General features: G+C 70.9%; 12 protein-coding genes. 6 read left to right on the top strand and 6 right to left on the bottom strand.

Annotation, left to right across the window (positions count from 1 at the left end):
* Positions 1–37 precede the first annotated feature (37 nt).
* Positions 38–538, top strand: coding sequence for a hypothetical protein (locus tag WMF24_RS13445; RefSeq protein WP_437736786.1), 501 nt, complete (start codon positions 38–40; stop codon positions 536–538).
* 428 nt (positions 539–966) lie between these two features.
* A complete protein-coding gene (gene mfd, locus WMF24_RS13440; protein ID WP_437736785.1) occupies positions 967–4,749 on the top strand; it encodes a transcription-repair coupling factor in 3,783 nt (1,260 codons plus the stop codon).
* Positions 4,750–4,759: 10 nt separating this feature from the next.
* On the opposite strand, the gene WMF24_RS13435 is transcribed toward mfd, so the two are convergent.
* Positions 4,760–5,170, bottom strand: coding sequence for a VOC family protein (locus WMF24_RS13435; RefSeq protein ID WP_437736784.1), 411 nt, complete (start codon positions 5,168–5,170; stop codon positions 4,760–4,762).
* A 101-nt stretch (positions 5,171–5,271) separates the two neighbouring features.
* Here WMF24_RS13435 and WMF24_RS13430 point away from each other — a divergent pair, with 101 nt between their 5' ends.
* Positions 5,272–7,056 carry a metallophosphoesterase gene (locus WMF24_RS13430; RefSeq protein ID WP_437736783.1) on the top strand — a complete coding sequence of 595 codons (1,785 nt, stop codon included), beginning with the start codon at positions 5,272–5,274 and terminating at the stop codon, positions 7,054–7,056.
* Positions 7,057–7,294: 238 nt separating this feature from the next.
* On the opposite strand, the gene WMF24_RS13425 is transcribed toward WMF24_RS13430, so the two are convergent.
* Positions 7,295–7,561: a hypothetical protein gene (locus tag WMF24_RS13425; RefSeq protein WP_437736782.1), complete on the bottom strand. Its 267-nt coding sequence runs from the start codon at positions 7,559–7,561 to the stop codon at positions 7,295–7,297.
* Between the two features lie 334 nt (positions 7,562–7,895).
* Between WMF24_RS13425 and WMF24_RS13420 the strand changes: the two genes are divergently transcribed.
* Positions 7,896–8,339: a PA2169 family four-helix-bundle protein gene (locus tag WMF24_RS13420; RefSeq protein WP_437736781.1), complete on the top strand. Its 444-nt coding sequence runs from the start codon at positions 7,896–7,898 to the stop codon at positions 8,337–8,339.
* 63 nt (positions 8,340–8,402) lie between these two features.
* The gene (locus WMF24_RS13415) at positions 8,403–9,485 is read left to right on the top strand and encodes a hypothetical protein (RefSeq protein ID WP_437736780.1); all 1,083 of its coding nucleotides are present in this window, start codon (positions 8,403–8,405) and stop codon (positions 9,483–9,485) included.
* Positions 9,486–9,578: 93 nt separating this feature from the next.
* On the opposite strand, the gene WMF24_RS13410 is transcribed toward WMF24_RS13415, so the two are convergent.
* Together WMF24_RS13410 and WMF24_RS13405 are read right to left on the bottom strand one after the other, a co-directional pair.
* Positions 9,579–10,370 carry a hypothetical protein gene (locus WMF24_RS13410; protein ID WP_437736779.1) on the bottom strand — a complete coding sequence of 264 codons (792 nt, stop codon included), beginning with the start codon at positions 10,368–10,370 and terminating at the stop codon, positions 9,579–9,581.
* Between the two features lie 880 nt (positions 10,371–11,250).
* The gene (locus WMF24_RS13405; protein ID WP_437736778.1) at positions 11,251–12,774 is read right to left on the bottom strand and encodes a hypothetical protein; all 1,524 of its coding nucleotides are present in this window, start codon (positions 12,772–12,774) and stop codon (positions 11,251–11,253) included.
* 340 nt (positions 12,775–13,114) lie between these two features.
* Between WMF24_RS13405 and WMF24_RS13400 the strand changes: the two genes are divergently transcribed.
* Positions 13,115–15,592, top strand: coding sequence for a SpoIIE family protein phosphatase (locus WMF24_RS13400; RefSeq protein WP_437736777.1), 2,478 nt, complete (start codon positions 13,115–13,117; stop codon positions 15,590–15,592).
* Between the two features lie 159 nt (positions 15,593–15,751).
* Here WMF24_RS13400 and WMF24_RS13395 read toward each other — a convergent pair whose 3' ends face one another.
* On the bottom strand, positions 15,752–16,228 hold the full coding sequence (locus tag WMF24_RS13395; RefSeq protein ID WP_437736776.1) for a single-stranded DNA-binding protein: 477 nt from the start codon (positions 16,226–16,228) through the stop codon (positions 15,752–15,754).
* Positions 16,229–16,431: 203 nt separating this feature from the next.
* Positions 16,432–17,460 carry a recombinase RecA gene (recA, locus tag WMF24_RS13390; RefSeq protein WP_437736775.1) on the bottom strand — a complete coding sequence of 343 codons (1,029 nt, stop codon included), beginning with the start codon at positions 17,458–17,460 and terminating at the stop codon, positions 16,432–16,434.
* Between the last annotated feature and the right edge of the window lie 82 nt (positions 17,461–17,542).

The raw sequence follows: 17,542 nt of genomic DNA, 5'->3' as shown, positions 1-17,542 counted from the left end.
CCTCGTACAGCACGCACACGAATGGCCAGGAGCGAAGGTGCTCGTAGACGAGATCGGCAGCGGCACGCTGCGTGCAGAACGCCCCGGAACATATTTCAACCCGAAGAATCCCCAGTGGCCGGAGAGTGCCGCACTTCCGATCTCACTTCCGCCATCCGTACAGACCAGTGACGCCGACGAATTTCGCCGTGAGGTCGCGCGCATCTTGAAGCAGCACGAGGACCAGGCTCGCGCAAATGCACGCCGAAAGAAACGCGACTTCCTCGGTGCCGCTCGCGCGCGCGAGGTTTCACCCTACGAGCGCGCGACGAGCATCGAGCCGCTTCGTGAGCTCAATCCAACGTTCGCGGTGGGCCGAGGGCGCACAGAGGCACACAAGCATGCGATTGCCGCCCTGCGTGCCTTTCGTGCCGCCTACAGGCAATCACTAGAGCATTGGCGGGCAGGCGTACGTAGCGCAGTCTTTCCTGCTGGAACTTGGTGGATGCGTGTGTTTCACGGAGTTGCCGTCAATGGCGGAGAGCTCGAAGCGGCGTAGGCGCATCGCGAGCACTCGCGGCGATGATGGGCGCAAATCAGGCCAAGCTAACGCCTGGTTGAGTCTTGACATCGTCACGTTCTGGGCCGCGGAGCGGAGGGCCACGGTGTGGAGGTCTGGCTGGTCCGGTGCGCGGTCGCGGAGGTCGGTCAGCGGCCAGCGCAACCAGGGTCCGGTCTCCGCGGTGGGGTATCCGGCGCAACCAGGGTCCGGTCTCCGCGGGTCTCCGCGCGGTCTCCGCGGTCGGGTATCCGGCGGGTCGAAGGGTCTTGGCCCCCCTGGGCCCCACCTGCCTCCCGGTCCTGCCGGGGCGCGGCCCTGCGGGCGTGCGGGCGCCTTGACCAGGTCCGGCCCCTATTCGCTCCGCTCGTCCGCGCGCGTTCCACCACGGTCGGCTCGCGCCGCGCATGCTAGACCGCGCTCCGTCGATGCCTCCCGACCGCCCTCTCCTCGCCGCCTCGAGCCCCCCGCTGACCGCCACCATGGGCGAGCTCGCGGGCAACCTCGAAGAGCTCGCCTCGAACGACACTGCCGCCGACGCCCCTGCGTCCGCGCCGGCCGACCACGAGCCGCTCCCGTCGTTCGACCTGCCCACGGACCGCCGCGTCGTCACGCCCAGGGACGTCGCCGCAGAGCTGGCCGCTTCGCCGCCTCGCACGCTCCACGTGACGGGCGCGGCAGGCTCGGCCGGCGCCCTCGTGGTCCGTCGCCTCATCGCCGCCGCCCCCGGTCGCCGCGTCGTCGCCATCACCGCCGACGTCGACAGCGCCCGCGCCCTGGCCGCCGATGCCTCGTTCCTGCTCGCCGACCGGGACGCCGACGACGCCGAGGCCGCCGGCGCCACCGCCGCCGGCCGCGTCCTTCTCTACATACCCAACGAGGCCAGCCCCTACGCCGACGTCAACCCGGACCGCCGCGGTGCCCAGACCCGCCTCGCCACGCTTTTCCACCTCGGCATGGACCTACCGTGGTTGGTCCTGGTCTGCCCCATCGCCGCGCTCGCCCGCAAGGTCGTGCCGAGGGACGAGGTCACCGAGCACGCCGAGCTCGTCATCGCCGAGCAGGAGATGGACCGCGACGCGCTCTCCGCCCGCCTCGGCGCCGCCGGCTACGTCCGCAGCCCTCTCGTCGAGGATCCGGGGTCGTTCGCCGTCCGCGGCGCCCTCCTCGACGTTTGGGCGCCGTCCGCCGAGCTGCCAGTGCGCATCGACTTTTACGGGGACATCATCGCGTCCATCAAGACCTTCAACCCCGACGACCAGCGCACGGTCGCCGACGTCAAGGAGGTCTGGCTCCCGCCGGCGCGCGAGGCGATCCTCACCTCGGACAACGTCGAGCGCGCCCGCCAGCGCGTCCGCGCCGCCTGCGACGCCATCGACTTCCCCTCGTCGAAGGCGCGCGCCCTGGTCGACGACGTCGCGAGCGGTCGCGCCTTCTTCGGGGCCGAGGGCTACCTGCCGGCATACGTCGACCTCGCCTCCTTCACGGCGTACCTGCCCGACGACGTGCTCGTCCTGCTCGAGGATCCGGCCTCCCTCACCGCCGCCCTGCGCGACGAGCTCGGCCGCGCCGCTGCCGACCGGAACCACAAAGACCGCGAGCCGCACTTCCCGCTCGACGCCTTCTACGAAGAGGAAGCGCGCGTCGCCTCGTGGCTCGGGGCCCGCACCGTGGTTGCGCTGCACCGGACCGGGGTCGAGGGCGCCGTGGAAAATCAGGACTCGCTGGAGCGCTTCGAGGTCGTCCCCGAAGACGCCCCCTCGCTCGCCACGCGCGACCAGTCGGACCTCGAGCGCGCCATCAAGGCGGCCCGCACGTCACGCGGAAAGCACGGCGCCCTTGACCCGTTGGTGCGACGCGTCATCGCGTGGCAGGAAGCGGGCCTGCGCGTACTCATCGCTGCGCGCGCACAGACCCAGGTTGAGCGTCTCGTCACCCTGCTTCGCCACCGCGAGGTGCGCGTGAAAGCCAACCTGGGTACGTTCGACCCCGCCTTCCTCGACGGCGGCAGCTCGGCCGCCCCGCGCGACACCGCCCTCGTCGTCGCCGGCTCGCTCGCACGCGGCGTCATCGCGCCGGCCGAGGGGCTCGCGCTCGTCACCGAGGAGGAGATCTTCGGCGCACGCGCCCACCGCCGCGCCGCCCGCGCCGCCGCGTCCTCCACGAAGCCCTCGCAGGCCTTCCTCGAGGACCTCCGCAACCTCGGTGTCGGCGACTACGTCGTCCACGTCGACCACGGCATTGGCCGGTACCTCGGCCTCGTCCACAAGCAGGTCGGCTCAACCACGGTCGATCTGATCGCCGTCGAGTACGCCGGCGGCGACAAGCTCTACCTCCCCGTCTACCGCCTCAATCAGATTCAAAAATTCAGCGGCGGTGAGGGCGCCCCCAAGCTCGACCGGCTCGGCGGGCAGACGTTCGCCAAGACGAAGGCGCGGGTCGAGAAGAGCGTCCGCAAGATGGCCGACGAGCTCCTGCGCCTCTACGCCGAGCGCCGCGCCGCAACGGCCGAGCCCATCGCGCCCCCGGACGACGACTACCGCGCCTTCGAGGCCACCTTCCCCTTCGACGAGACCCCCGACCAGGCCCGGGCCATCACCGAGGTCGCGGCCGACCTCGAGTCCGGCCGCCCCATGGACCGCCTCGTCTGCGGCGACGTCGGGTTCGGAAAGACCGAGGTTGCCATCCGCGCCGCCTTCCGCGCCGCGAACGCCGGTCGGCAGGTCGCCGTCCTCTGCCCAACCACGGTGCTCGCGCAGCAGCACTACCTCAGCTTCAAGTCCCGCATGGCCTCCTACCCCATCGAGGTCCGCGCCATGTCCCGCTTCCAGACGAAGCAGGAGCAGGACGAGGTCTCCCGCGGCCTCCGGGACGGCAGCGTCGACGTCGTGATCGGCACCCACCGCCTCCTCTCCAAGGACATCCACTTCAAGCGCCTCGGCCTCCTCGTCGTCGACGAGGAGCAGCGCTTCGGCGTCACCCACAAGGAGCGCATCAAGGCCCTCAAGACCAACGTCGACGTCCTCACGCTCTCGGCCACCCCCATCCCCCGCACCCTCCAGATGGCGGTCTCCGGCCTGCGCGACATGTCGATCATCACCACCCCCCCGGTCGACCGCCGCGCCATCCGCACCGTGGTTACGCGCCACGACGAGGCCGTCCTCCGCGAGGCCGTCCTCCGCGAGCTCGGCCGTGGCGGCCAGGTCTTCTACGTCTACAACCGCGTCGAGGGCCTCTACGAGCGCGCCGCCCGCCTCGCCGAGCTCGTCCCGACCGCCCGCATCTGCGTCGCCCACGGCCAGATGAGCGAGCAGAACCTCGAGCAGGCCATGCTCGACTTCGTCGAGGGGCGCTACGACGTCCTCTGCGCCACCGCCATCATCGAGAGCGGCCTCGACATCCCCCGCGCCAACACCATCCTCATCGACCGCGCCGACATGTTCGGCCTCTCGCAGCTCTACCAGCTCCGCGGCCGCGTCGGCCGCTCCAAGGAGCGCGCCTACTGCTACCTCATCGTCCCGCCCCCCAACGCCATGACCGACGAGGCCCGCGCCCGCATCGAGGCCCTCGAGCGCCACACCGAGCTCGGCTCCGGCTTCCAGATCGCCTCGCTCGACCTGGAGCTCCGCGGCTCCGGCGACCTCCTCGGCGCCGAGCAGAGCGGCACCGTCGCCCAGGTCGGCTTCGAGCTCTTCTGCCAGATGCTCGACGAGGCCGTCCACGAGCTGCGCGGCGAGCCCGTCGTCCACGACGTCGATCCCGAGCTCTCGTTCGACACCGATGCCCTTCTGCCAGAGGAGTATATTTCCGATGTCGGCGTACGCCTCTCGCTCTACAAGCGGCTCGCCGGCGCGGGCACGGCCGAGGACGTCCAGGATCTCGCCGTCGAGATGGAGGACCGCTTCGGCCCGCCGCCCATCGAGGCGCGGCGGTTCGTGCACCTCATGCGGCTCAAGACCGAGCTGCGCCGGCTGAAGGCGCTCGCGTGCGAGGCGAGCGCCAAGGGGGTCACGCTGCACCTGCGCGAGGACACCCCGCTCGATCACGCCAAGGTGCTGCGGCTGGTGCAGCCCAAGGCCTCGCCCTACCGGCTCTCGCCCGACATGCGGCTCACCCGCCGCGCGAGGGACGGCGAGGCGTTCACGAGCGGGCTGGAGGCCACCGACAAGCTCCTCAGCGAGCTCGCCGGCTGCCTCAAGGACGGCGCGTGAGCGCGGCCCCTCAGGGCCCCGGCGTGATCACGACCGACGCCGCCGACCGCTGCGACGGCCCATGGTGGACGGCCTCGATGTTGTTCCCGTCCGGATCGAGCACGAACGCCGCGTAATACCCCGGGTGGTACTGCCGCTCCCCGGGAGCGCCGTTGTCGCGGCCTCCCGCGGCGAGCGCCGCCTCGTGGAAGCGGTGCACCTGCTCCCGATCCGCCGTCTGGAAGGCGAGGTGCACGCGCGACACCGGCTCGCCGTCGCTCGGCGAGACGAACAGCTCGTCCGCGGAAAAGTACCCCGGCCCCTCCCGGCTCAGGTCGCGCCCGAGCGCCTGCAGCACCGCGCGGTAGAAACGCTTGCTCCGCTCCAGGTCGGCGACGCGGAGATGAACATGATCGATCAACCTGCCCACGTGGAATTGCATGGAGAGAGTGCCTACTACGGCGCCTCGCACGGTGAAAGTCCACCGGGCCGAGGCGACGCGGCGCTCGAGCGGTGATAACCTTGCGTGACGGGAGGGAATGGATGACCGATCGGAGGACCGACCGCTCGGCGCGTGAGCGGCTCGAGGCGCTCCAGCAGAACATCATGACGTGCTGGTACAGCCCGTTCCAGCTCGCCCGCACCGCGCTCGACATGACCGTCTCCCGCCTGATGGGCGCGCGCGGCGACTTCCGGCTCCTCGAGGCGATCGCCGGGCCCCAGCCGCCCTTCGACTATGCCGTCCTCAACGGCGCCGCGCGCGACGAGCTCTGGCTCGACTACGTGGCGGACACGGGCGACGGCTTCAACCCGACGTACGCGATCGCGAGCCTGCTCGCCCGGCCGTCGCTCTCGCTCGGCGGGCGGGAGACGAGGCGCGGAGAGGTGCTGATCATGGGCGGGGACCAGGTGTACCCCTCGGCCACGCGGCAGGCGTACTGGACGCGCCTCGTGGAGCCTTATGCGGCCGCGCTCCCGAAGGCCGAGCTGAAGGACGTCCCGCACCTGTTCGCGATCCCCGGCAACCACGACTGGTACGACGGGCTGACGAGCTTCATGCGCCTGTTCGGCCAGAAGCGCACGCTCGGCGCGTGGAAGACGCACCAGTCGCGGAGCTACTTCGCGCTGAAGCTCCCCCACGGCTTCTGGCTGCTCGGCGTGGACATCCACCTCGAGGCCGACATCGACCAGCCGCAGATCGAGTATTTCTGCAGGCTGGCGCGGCACGAGATGCGCGACGGCGACCGCGTGGTGCTCTGCACCGCCGAGCCCGACTGGGTGAAGGGCGCCATCTACAACCCCGATCTCCAGAGCAACCTCGCGTTCTTCGAGAAGCAGCTCGCCGACGCGCGGCCCGGGGTCGAGGTCGTCGCGCGCATCGCCGGAGACCTGCACCATTATCGCCGCCACGAGTCGGCGGACGGCCGGCAGAACATCACCGCGGGCGGCGGCGGCGCGTTCCTCCACCCGACCCACGGCGAGCCGGTCGCGGAGGTCCGCTCCGGCGCAGGCGCGGACCAGCGGCCCTACACGCTGAAGGCGTCGTTCCCGTCGGTGTGGGAGTCGCGCCGGCTCGCCTGGCGTAACCTCCTCTTCGCCCGGTACAACCTCGGCTTCTGGCCCGCGGCCGCCTTCGTCTACATGCTCTCTTCCCTGACGCTGCCGCGGCCCGGGCCGGGCGCGGTGGCGTGGGTGCTCGTCGTCCTGCTCCTGTTCATCTTCTTCACCGACACGCACCGGGTCTGGTATCGCCGCCTCGCCGGCTCGCTCCACGCCTCCGCGCACCTCGGGGCCGCGCTGGGGCTCACCTACCTCGGCGGCGCGCTGCTCGACGTCGACGTGCAGAACCTCTCCTGCCTGGGGAGCATCGTCGGCGTGGCGCTCTTCGTCGGCGTGACCGGCGCCGTGGTCGGGTCGACGCTCATGGGCGTCTATCTCCTCCTGTCGCTCAACGTCGCGCGGCGGCACGGCAACGAGGCGTTCTCGGCGCTCCGGATCGAGGACTACAAGAACTTCCTGCGCATCCACGTCCACCCCGGGGGGCTCACGTTCTACCCCGTCGGGCTGAGGAAGGTGCCGCGCGCGTGGAAGGTGGCCGAGGAGCGCAAGCCCGGTGAGCCGTGGTTCGTCCCCGCCGGCGGCGCGCTCGAGCCGGAGCTCATCGAGGAGCCCATCACGATCCCGATCGCGCCGCAGCATCGCCGGCTCGGCCAGCCGGCGACGGGCGCGGCCCTCGCCGGCGCCTGCGAGCGCCCGCCCAGCGAGCCGCTGAGCCGCCCCGCCGCGGCAGGCGCGGCGGCGGCGGAGGCCGGCGCGCCGGATCCGTAGCGGGCGGGTGCGCCGGCGTGGCGGCCGGGGGCGCCGGCGTGGCGGCCGGGGGCGCCGGCGTGGCGGCCGGGGACACCCGGTGCATGCATGAGGCACATCGCCTCATGCCGGGACAATCTGCCTTCCTCGCGCCAGGCGCGACCGCGCCGGCGCCGGAGGGCGTCTCGACTGGCCTGCTCACGAAGCCCCCGAAGGTGTCCATGGCGAGCATGTCCAAGGTGTTCGGGGAGCCGCGCTGTCAGGGCGAGGCGGCGAAATTGGGCATCGTCGGTGCCGGGGGTCGCGGGCAGATGGCGCGCTGCTCTCCTGGGGGCGCGAGCGGATCCTGGCCCTCGCGCGGGCACGAGTCCGGGCCGTTGGCGATGGCGTCCTGCTCGCGGTCCTCGGGGGTCCACTCGCGGTTGATGCTGGGCGCGTTCGCGAGCCCCTCGGCGCACGCCGTGGAGGCGGCGACGAGGAGCAACGCGAGCACGGCGCGGATCGAGGGGCAAAGAGATCGTTTCATGGGCACATCCCATCTCCACCGTGGCGCCGACGCGGGCAGCGCCGGTGCACGGAAGCCGTCAGGGTTTCCCGACGGAGGTTCACGGTCCGTGCCAGGTCGAGGTTGCCGGGCCGTCCGGCAACCCGGGGCCGTCCGGCAACCCGGGACGGCCGCGGCGCCGCGGCCGCCCGCCGCGGCTGCCGGGCTCGGCCCGGCGAGGCGGTCGAGCCGAGCGCGACGAAGGCGGCCGCGGCCGCGGCGTGATGCGTCGCGCATGGCTTGCGTCCCTGCGCAAGGGCCCAAGGTGGTGGGCGCGGGGGTCTGTGCCCAGCGCGACCCCGGAAGGAGTGTCGATATGGCGAGAGACGTCATCGAGGTCCTCAACGACCTCATCCAGCTCGATCGCGACGCGATCGCCTCGTACGACCAGGCCATCGATGCGTGCGAGCACGCTCAGATCAGGGAGATGCTCGGGAGGTTCCGGGACGACCACGCGCGCCACGTGGTGGATCTGAGCGCGCACGTGTCGTCGATCGGCGGCGTCCCGGCGCAGACCCGCGACCTCAAGGGCAAGATCATCGAGGGGTTCACGGCGATCACGAGCATGGGAGACCAGAGCGCGCTCCTCGCGATGCGCGGCAACGAGGAGCTCTCGAACCGGCTTTACCAGGCGGCGTTGAACGAGGGGCTCACGACCGAGGCGCGGGCGATCGTCGAGCGCAACTACGACGACGAGCGGCGGCACCTCGCATGGATCAAGGACGCGCTGACGAGGAAAGTCTGGGATCAGGCCGCGTGAGCGGGCGCTCGGCCCGCGGCGGCGGCGAACACGACCTGAATCAGGTCTCACGGTGGGGGTAATATGAGATCGAGTCGGTACATCCATCTCGCGCTCGCCATGGGCGCGCTCGCGGCCGTGCCTGCGCTGTCGGCCGCGCAAACGGGCAGCACGGGCCAGCCGCAGCAACGAGAGTCGGGCACCCCGGGCGCCGCACAGGGCGGCGGCGCGCAGCAGCGGGGCGCGCACGGCAGCGCGCAGCAGGGCGGCAGCGCGCAGCAGGGCGGCAGCGCGCAGCAGGGCGGCAGCGCGAAGCAGCAGGGCGACCAGGCCAGCGCGAGCGGCGGGCAGCGCGCGCAGCAACAGGGGCAGGGCCAGAAGAAACAGGCCATAAAGCTCCACGAGCAGATCTCGTTTCAGGTCGAGGACGGGTGCACGTACACGGCCTCCGTGAACGGCCGGATCGAGCAGACCGCGGCGGGCAAATCGCAGCAGCCCTCGGGCAGCCAGCCTGGCGGCGGCAGCCAGGGACGCGGCGGCACGGGCGCGCAGGGCCAGACGGGCGGCGCCGCGCAGCAGGGCGGCAGCGACGCGCACGCCCACGCCGGCGGCGCTCAGGGCCGCGGCCAGGACACAGGCGGAAGCCAGGCACAGGCCGGCGGCGCGCAAGCGGGCAGCCACGCCCAGGCCGGAAAGCCCCAGGGCGGCAGCCAGGACCAGGCCGGCAGCCACGCCCAGGCCGGAAAGCCCCAGGGCGGCAGCCAGGATCAGGCCGGCAGCCAGGATCAGGCTGGAAGGACCCAGGGCGGCAGCCAGGACCAGGCCGGCCGCCAGGCACAGGCTGAAAGGACCCAGGGCGACAGCCAGGCCGGGCCAGGGGCCGCCGACAAGGAGAAGGTGAAGCCCAACCTGACGGTGTCCGCCTCGATGAGCTGCCCGAACACGCCGGAGCTGCGGGTCAGCGACACGCTGAAGACGGACTCCGCCGTGTCCCGCTCGGAGCTCGAGGAGATGATCTCGCGCCGCGCGAGCATCGCGACCGAGAAGGGCGGGCGCTTCTGCATGTACGTGCCGCAGTTCGAGCTGACGCGCGAGAAGCTGAGCGGGAAGGGCATCGCCCAGCTCTGCCGCGTGCCCGCGGCGAATCAGAGGCAGGGGATGCGGTAGGTAGCGGGGGTGGGAGAGGGCGGTCCCGAGAGCGCTGGCGCCCTCAGGACCGCCCGGCGACCGCGGCGCCGCGAGCGCGGGCGCCGCTGATGGTCACGGCTCCGGGTGGTCGTCGTGGCCCACAGCGCACTCGGTCGTCGTCAGCCTCGCGACCACGTAGGGCCGCTCCGTCTGCGAGTAGTAGCCGGTCGAGGAGGAGGTGACGCTCCAGGTGTGGCCCAGCAGATTTCCGGAGAGATCGCTGTATACACGCATCCACGCCGTCCCCGGCCCCTGGGTGAACACGCCGTTGACGCACCGGCTGTCGACAAAGCTCGTCGCGGTGCATGAGCCATGCTTCGAGCCGGTGGAGTCGATGATGGGCACCGCCCACTGCCTCGTCTGGGAGAATTTCGGATTCAGCTGCGTCGTGAGCTCCTGCGCCGGGCCGTTGATGATCGCGAGGTGCCCTGAGTACGTCATCGTCTTGTCGAGGACGAGCACGTCACCCGCAGCGAGCTGGGCGACGTTCGAGATGAGCGTTACATCGATGCCACCGGCCGGCGCCTTCGCCGGATCGGTGAATGCGTCATAGTACTGCTCCGAGCTCGGGCTGATCGAGCCCCAGATGAAATCGAGATCGTCCTCGTCCCATTCCTCTTCCACATTCGCGTCCCCGTGATCCCAGAGCTCGTTCTTCTGGACCAGCGAGAAGAGCACGGCGCCGTTCCCCATCGCAGGGTTGCTGGCGACGACGCTGAGCGCGCCGGCATGGATGACGGAGGGGAGATCGAGAGGGAGGTCGTCCTCTCCGCACGTCTCGTCGGCCTCCGCGCGGGTAGCGCCCAGGGCGACGAGAGAAGCAGCAGCAGACACCATCAGGAAACGAGCCACATTGCTGAGCATGAAGTACCTCGGTTGACGGTTACCACGTTGCCGTTCCGCAGGCCGAGCAGATTCGGTTAAGGAGGACGATCGTGTACAGCGAGGGAATCGCACCTGGTCGCGTCGAGCCTAGCATCCGATGTTTACTGTCCATACACGGCTTCCGTCAACACACTTCGAACACGACGCGAGTCAACGATTCATTTTCATGGGGTCATGTGGGACACAAGAGCTCTTCCGACGGCACTGCCGGACAGTGTCCACCGCTCGACGGACGCATCGACTCATCGACTCCGCCGTCACGCGACTCCGCCGTCACGCGACTCCGCCGTCACGCGGCTGACGCCGCGCGCCACGGTCGCCACGGACGACGGATGAGCACGTGGCGCGGTCGTTCCTGGCGACCCGTACTGCTGGAATCCAGCAGCACGCCACACGCTGGGTGCTGGAACGGAGTTGCGCAGCGGGAGCGGGGCCGCGGAGGGCCCGCCCAGAGAGGGCACAGCCGCGCTCAATGCATCGGGAGGAGTGCGGCAACGAGCCGCGCGGTCAGCGAGGGCGGTCGGGGAGAGGGCGCTGCGGCAGATGGCGGCCCCGAGGGGCACGGCCTGGCGCGGGGCGAGTCCCCGGCCGTCGACGCGCCTCGCGACGTGAGCGGCGGCGGGACGCCGGCTCGGGGAGCCCGCGAGGCGGCCTCGGACGGACGCCTCGCACTCCAGCGCTCCTCAATCCGCCTGGCCGCCTCGGTACGGCAGCTCGTCCAGCACGGGCGCCTCCGGAGGCCCCTTCGACGCGCCGTTCTTCCCGAGCTGCGCGGTGCTCGACGCCGCCGCCCGGGTTGCGTCGCCTCGCCGTCGTCCTCCAGCCCCGGCGGCGGCTGGCAGAGCCTCATCGTCGGTCCTCAGTGTCTGTAAACCTCGGCGAAGATCGAGCGACGCATGTCGCTGTCGGTCGTCGTCTCGCGAACCCACGCGGCGATCCCGGTCCCGTTCGGACCGAAGGCCACCGCCGGCTGCCAGTGCTCGGCAGCGTTGTCGTCCTCCAGCGCGTGGGCCTCCGTCCATCCCAGCGCCGGCGACAGCTCGCTGGCAAAGATCGACTGGACGGCGGCGGCGTCCTGTCCCCACACGGCGAGCGCACGCCCGGCCCCATCCACGGCGACATCGGGGCTCGTCACGCTGTCCTCGTCGATCGAGAGCTTGTCGGCTGGCTGGAAGCTCGTCGCCGAGAAGCGCCGCGCCCAGATCGCGCAGGCGGCGCCGCACTGCCGGAACACGACGACCCCCTGCCCCTCCGCGTTCATCGCGACCGAATAGCCGCTCGCGTGCTCGCCCGCGGTATCCACGCCGGTCGCGCCGGTCCACGCGCCCCCTGAATAGCGATTGGCGATCACGTGCGACTCCGAGCCGGTCGAGCCGCGCTGGAGGAAGACGACCATCGCGTTCCCGTTGCCGTCCATCACGACGCGCGGGCTCAGGTGGTCGAGCGTGTCATCAGCCTCCAGCGCCTGCGGGGTCCCCGTACTGCCGTCGTGCGTCGTCAGATCGTGCGTGACCACGTTGCCCATCACGTTGAGGCGCTCGTCGTCCGACTGGAACCACGCTGCCACGGCGCGCAGCGTCGTGCCCACGGTGGAGACGCCGACAGCCATGCTGCTGCAGCTCGTGGTGCTCCCCGACACCTTCACCGGTGTCCGCCAGCCCTGCCCGACCTCGTAGATGGCCACGTAGCCCTCGCTCGTCGCGTGGTCGGCGGTGGACACGTCGATCCCCACGGCGGCATGGCCGGCGGGGGTCATCGCGACCGACGTCGACTGTCGCAACATCCCCGGGGTGCCCGCGGCGACGGTCTCGATGGCGCCCCACCCGGCGGGCCATCCGAGCGACGCGGTGAACCGCCTGGCGAACACGGCGCCGCCCACCGAGTTCGAATACCAGACGACCACCCCGTCGCCGTCGGCGTCGATGGCGACCGTGGCGTTCACGCCGCGCGAGGCCGCGTCGTTGATCTGCACAAGCGAGTCCCAGCTGTCGCTCTCCTTGACATAGCGGCGCGCCCAGACGGTGTCCTGGTCATAGAACACGAGCAGCGCGTCGCCGTTGGCCGAGACAGCGATCTGCGGGAAGAAATTCGAGACCTGATTGGAGAGGTCGTCATGACCGACCCGCTCGAACGTACCCCACTGGGGCGACGTGGCTTCACCCCCGGCACCAGCGCCGCCAGCCCCGCTCCCGCCTGTCGCGCCGCCGCCTCCGCTGCCCTCGGGACCGCCGCCCCCGCCGCTGCCCGGAGCGCCGCCCCCCGTGCCCGTGGCGCTGCTCACGTCTCCGGAGCTCGACGAGGACTCGAAGCTCCGCACCTGCTGACCGCAGGCCGCGACGAGGACGAGCCCCAGAATGAAACCCAGCTTGCGCCCGGCGCCCAAGCCCCCAGCGTGTCCGAACTGTTCGCGCATCATGCGCGAGGATGAGATCCGAACACATCGGAGGTGTCAATCCCAGCGGCGCGACATATCCGTGCTTGGCGAGACGCACTCAGCCGCGTGGTGGTGCGCCGCCGGCGTGCGAAGAAGTGCTCATGGTCACCGGGGTGAACAGAAGCGTTGGCTCCGGTCGAAGAACGGCGTACGATGCTGTGCTCATGTCAACGTTCGGATCGAGACAGGAGGCCTCGCGGCGTCCCTGCAAAGCGTCCGTGGAGGGCGGGCGGCTCTGCGCCGCCGTTCCGCGGCGCGCGGCGAGCTCCTGCGCGATGAGCCGCAGGCCATGACGCGTAGGCGCCCGACAATCGCCCTGTTGATCGACAACATGGCGGGCGACTACCAGTCGGAGGTGCGGTCCGGCATCGAGCGCGCCGCCGAGGCGCACGACGTCAACCTCCTGATCGCGTTCGCGTTCGGAGAGCAGATCCCCCTGCCCGGGTCGACCGATGCGGCCCGGAGGAGCCTCTACCACATCATCGGTTCGGAGATCGTCGACGGCATCATCGTCGCTTCGTCGACCCTTTGCCATCTCGCCAGCATCGACGCCGTGCGGGAGTTCTGCCGGTCTTCGTCGTTGCCGCTCTGCAGCATCGGGATGGCGATAGACGATATCCCGAGCCTCATGGTCGACAACGCCCTCGGGACCGAGATCTCGGTCCTGCACCTGGTCGACGAGCACGGGTGCAGGAGGATCGCGTACATCAGTGGCCCCGCGAACAACGAAGAGGCGCTCCTCCGCGCCGGCGGCTACCGGAGGGCGCTCGCGGCGCGCTCCATTGCTCACGATGAGCGCCTCTTCGTGTCCGGCGCGTTCACGGTGGGCAGCGGGCGCGCCGCGATCCGCGAGCTCCTGGATCGTGGGGTCGATTTCGACGCCATCGTCGCCGCCAACGACTGCATGGCGCTCGGCGCGATCGACCTGCTCAAGGAGCGGGGCATCGACGTGCCCGGCGACGTCCTGGTGTGCGGCTTCGACGACATCCGCACGGCGCGCTTCACCAAGCCGTCGCTCTCCACCGTTCGCCAGCCCACCAAGGAGATCGCGGGGCTCGCCGTGGAGACGGTCCTCCAGATGATCGAGGGCGAGCCTGTCCCGGTGCTCCGGCTGGTGGGCGTAGAGCTGACGCGGCGCGTGTCCTGCGGCTGCGGGCGCCAGGCGGGCCCCCTGCTTCTCCCTCCGGGGGCCGCCGCGTGGAGCGGTCCGAGCTCGCTCGCCGGGCAGCGGGCGTCGCTGGAGCGCGCGCTCGCGCAGGCGGTCACGATCTCGGCCCGCTCGCTCGACGGATGGGCGGACACGTTGCTCTCGGCGCTGGAAGAAGAGCTCGCCGGGGACAGGGGCCGTTTCCTGCGTGGGCTCGAGGAGCTCCTCGACGCGGCCCGGCGCGAGGGGGTGCTCCTCGAGCAGTTCCAGTCCGTGATCTCGCTCCTGCGCGCGCGGCTCCAGAGGGCGGCGGAGCAGGGCGGCGACGCCGCTCTGAACGAGACGCTGGAGCAGATCTGGCACGCTTCCCGGATCGCCATCGGAGGCGCGTCCGTGCATGTCGAGGGGGAGCAGCGGCTCAAGGTGGAGCTCGCCGCGATCGACGTCAACTATGGGATGAGGCACTTCTCCACGTGCCTGAGCCTGCCGGTGCTCCGGTCCACGCTGGCGGCGGATCTGCCGAAGCTCCAGTTCTCGCGCGTCGCCGTGTCGCTCTTCGACGACGCGGCGTGCTCCACCATGAGGCTGTTCTTCTGGATGGAGGACGGCCGCGAGGTGGAGGTGCCGCCCGTGAGCTTCCCGGCGCACCACCTCGCGCCCCCGGGGTTCCTGAGCGGCGAGGAGCGCTGGAGCGTGATCACGTTCCCGATCGCATTCGGCGGGGTCGAGAAGTTCGGCCTCGCGGTGGTCGACGGCCAGCCGAACGAGATGATCTACGACGCGTTGCGCCTCCAGCTCGGCTCGGCGGTGAAGGTGGCGACGCTGCACCGAGAGGTGGTGCGGCAGGTGGAGCTGCGCGAGCGGATCGAGCAGGAGAAGGTCCGCGAGGAGAGCCGCGTGGCGGCGCGCATCCAGACGACGCTGGTGCCAGAGCAGATCTCGGTCGAGGGGCTCGAGCTCTGCGCGATGATGAAGCCGGCCGCCGAGGTCGGCGGCGACTACTACGATGTGATCGCGACGCCGGACGGGGGCTGGATCGGGATCGGCGACGTGGCGGGGCACGGGCTCGCGGCGGGGCTCATCATGCTGATGATCCAGAGCATGGTGTCGGTGATGGCGTCGAGCCCCGCGGCGGCGGGCCCGCGCGGGATCGTGTGCGCGGTCAACCGGGCGGTGTACAAGAACGTCCGCGACCGCATGAAGCGGGACGAGCACGCGACGCTGCTGCTCATGCGGTACACACGCGACGGCCGCGTGACGTTCGCCGGCGCGCACGAGGACATCCTCGTCTGCTCGCCGCGCACGAGGCGCTGCGCGACGATCCCGACGAGCGGGGTGTTCATCGGCGTGCTGCCCGAGATCGACGCGATGACGCGGGACGCCGAGCTCGTGCTGGAGGACGGAGACGTCCTCGTGCTCTACAGCGACGGCGTGACCGAGGCACGCAACGAGCATCACGAGCAGTTCGGGCTGGACCGGCTCTGCGCCACCGTCGAAGCGTCGCAGTCCGCCCCCGTGGAGGTGATCCGCGATCGCATCCTCGGGGCGGTCGAGGGCTGGTGCCCGTGCCTGGACGACGACATCACGATCCTGGTGGCGCGGTACCGCAAGCCCGGGTAGCCGGAGGCCGGCGGGGCCGCGCGAGGGGTCGAGGTCGAACGAGAGGGGAAGCCCGCGTGGCGAGGAAAGCCCGCGCGGCGGGCGCGGCGCGCCGCGAGGCGGGCGCGGCGCGCCGCGAGGCGGCTCCGGGCCGCCGCCTCGCTCGCGCCGGCCTGGCGATCAGTACGGCAGCTCATCCAGCACAGGCACCTCCGGCGGCCGCCCGCGGGCGCCGTTCTTCCCGAGCCGCGCGGTGGTCGGCACCCCCGCCCCGGGCTGCGTCGCCTCGCCGTCGTCCTCCAGCCCCGGCGGCGGCTGCCCGAGGGCGCGGCGCCCGGTGAAGCGGAGATCCCGCGCGATCACCTCGGTGCGGTAGCGGCGGATCCCGTCCTTTTCGTAGCTCGACGTGCGCAGCCCGCCCTCGATGAGCACGCCGTCCCCCTTGGTCAGGACCTTCGCGAGCGCCTCGGCGCGCGGCCCCCAGAACACGATGTTGTGCCACTCGGTGCGCTCCTTGGGCTCCTTGTTCTTGTCGACGAACGACTCGTTCGTCGCCATCCGGAGCTGGAGCACCGGCGTGCCGTTGCCGGTGTAGCGCAGCTCCGGATCGGACCCGAGGTTGCCCATGAGAATCACCTTGTTCAGACCTTCGTTCATGATGTGCTCCCTGCGATGAGTGTCGTCTTCTGTCGTCATTTGCTGTCGTCGGTGTCGTGTGTACCGTCTGCTGTCGTTCGTGCTCTTCTCCAGGTTTGCCTGCTGTGGTGCGTCGCTCCTCGTGAGGCGCCATGTCGTCGTGGAAGACGAGGAGCGGGTCCGGCGGCGCCCCGTCGCCGGACTCGCCCTCTCCCGGCTCTCTCTCAGGAATCCATCGCCGCGCCGCCCCCGGGCCGCGCCGGCGCCGCCGCGTCGACCGCCGCGCGGAGCGACGTGGCGAGCGTCGGCTTGCCGATCAGCGCCTCGCGGGCGCGCTCCCTCCCCTGCCCGATGTGCTCGCCGCCGAACGACAGGTGCGCGCCGCTCTTCTCCACCACGCCGAGCTGGCAGGCGAAGTCGATGAGATCCGCCGCGCTGTCGATGCCCGAGCCCCAGCGGATGTCGAACTCGGCCTCTCGGAAGGGTGGAGCCAGCTTGTTCTTGACCACCTTGACGCGCGTCCTCGACCCTATGGCCTCGTCGCTCACCTTCACCGGCCCCACGCGGCGCACGTCGAGGCGCACGCTCGCGTAGAACTTCAGCGCGTTGCCGCCGGTGGTCACCTCGGGGTTGCCGAAGACGACGCCGATCTTCTGCCGGAGCTGGTTGATGAAGATGAGCGTCGTGTCGGTGCGGTGGCATATCCCCGTGAGCTTGCGGAGCGCCTGGCTCATCAGCCGCGCCTGGAGGCCCATGTGCGACTCGCCCATGTCGCCCTCGATCTCGGCCTTGGGCGTGAGCGCAGCCACCGAGTCGACGACGATCACGTCGACGGCGCTCGAGCGCGCGAGCGTCTCGACGATCTCGAGCGCCTGCTCGCCGTTGTCCGGCTGCGAGACGAGCAGCCGGTCGATGTCGACGCCGATCGAGCGCGCGTACGTGACGTCGAACGCGTGCTCGGCGTCGATGAACGCGGCGACGCCGCCGGTCCGCTGCGCCTCCCGCATCGCGTGGAGCGTCAGCGTCGTCTTGCCCGACGACTCCGGGCCGTAGATCTCCACGATGCGCCCGCGCGGGTAGCCGCCGATCCCGAGCGCCGCGTCGAGCGACAGCGAGCCGCTCCGGATGAGGCCGATGTCCCTCGTCTCGCTCTCGTCATTCAAGGCCATGATCGCCCCTTTCCCGAACTGCTTCTCGATGGTGCCGACAACGGTCTTCACGGTGCGGAGCTTCTCGGCGATCTCGGTCATCATGTTGCATTCTCCTTGTCGAACGTGCCTGTCGTGCGTGCGCGCCCCCGAGCGCGCGAACAGCCTGTCTTGCGCGGCCGTCGGG

The organism is Sorangium sp. So ce1335 (genome assembly GCF_051521615.1).
Classification (GTDB): domain Bacteria; phylum Myxococcota_A; class Polyangia; order Polyangiales; family Polyangiaceae; genus Sorangium.
Note: the sequence above shows the minus strand (reverse complement) of the source record. Positions and strands in the feature narration are given on the sequence as shown.

Bases quoted from the DNA above. Each gene is read 5' to 3' on its own strand.
- WMF24_RS13425 (WP_437736782.1), bottom strand. From the start codon at position 7,561: ATGAAACGATCTCTTTGCCCCTCGATCCGCGCCGTGCTCGCGTTGCTC.
- WMF24_RS13420 (WP_437736781.1), top strand. From the start codon at position 7,896: ATGGCGAGAGACGTCATCGAGGTCCTCAACGACCTCATCCAGCTCGAT.
- WMF24_RS13430 (WP_437736783.1), top strand. From the start codon at position 5,272: ATGACCGATCGGAGGACCGACCGCTCGGCGCGTGAGCGGCTCGAGGCG.
- recA (WP_437736775.1), bottom strand. From the start codon at position 17,460: ATGATGACCGAGATCGCCGAGAAGCTCCGCACCGTGAAGACCGTTGTC.
- WMF24_RS13395 (WP_437736776.1), bottom strand. From the start codon at position 16,228: ATGAACGAAGGTCTGAACAAGGTGATTCTCATGGGCAACCTCGGGTCC.
- WMF24_RS13435 (WP_437736784.1), bottom strand. From the start codon at position 5,170: ATGCAATTCCACGTGGGCAGGTTGATCGATCATGTTCATCTCCGCGTC.
- WMF24_RS13415 (WP_437736780.1), top strand. From the start codon at position 8,403: ATGAGATCGAGTCGGTACATCCATCTCGCGCTCGCCATGGGCGCGCTC.
- mfd (WP_437736785.1), top strand. From the start codon at position 967: ATGCCTCCCGACCGCCCTCTCCTCGCCGCCTCGAGCCCCCCGCTGACC.
- WMF24_RS13400 (WP_437736777.1), top strand. From the start codon at position 13,115: ATGACGCGTAGGCGCCCGACAATCGCCCTGTTGATCGACAACATGGCG.
- WMF24_RS13410 (WP_437736779.1), bottom strand. From the start codon at position 10,370: ATGCTCAGCAATGTGGCTCGTTTCCTGATGGTGTCTGCTGCTGCTTCT.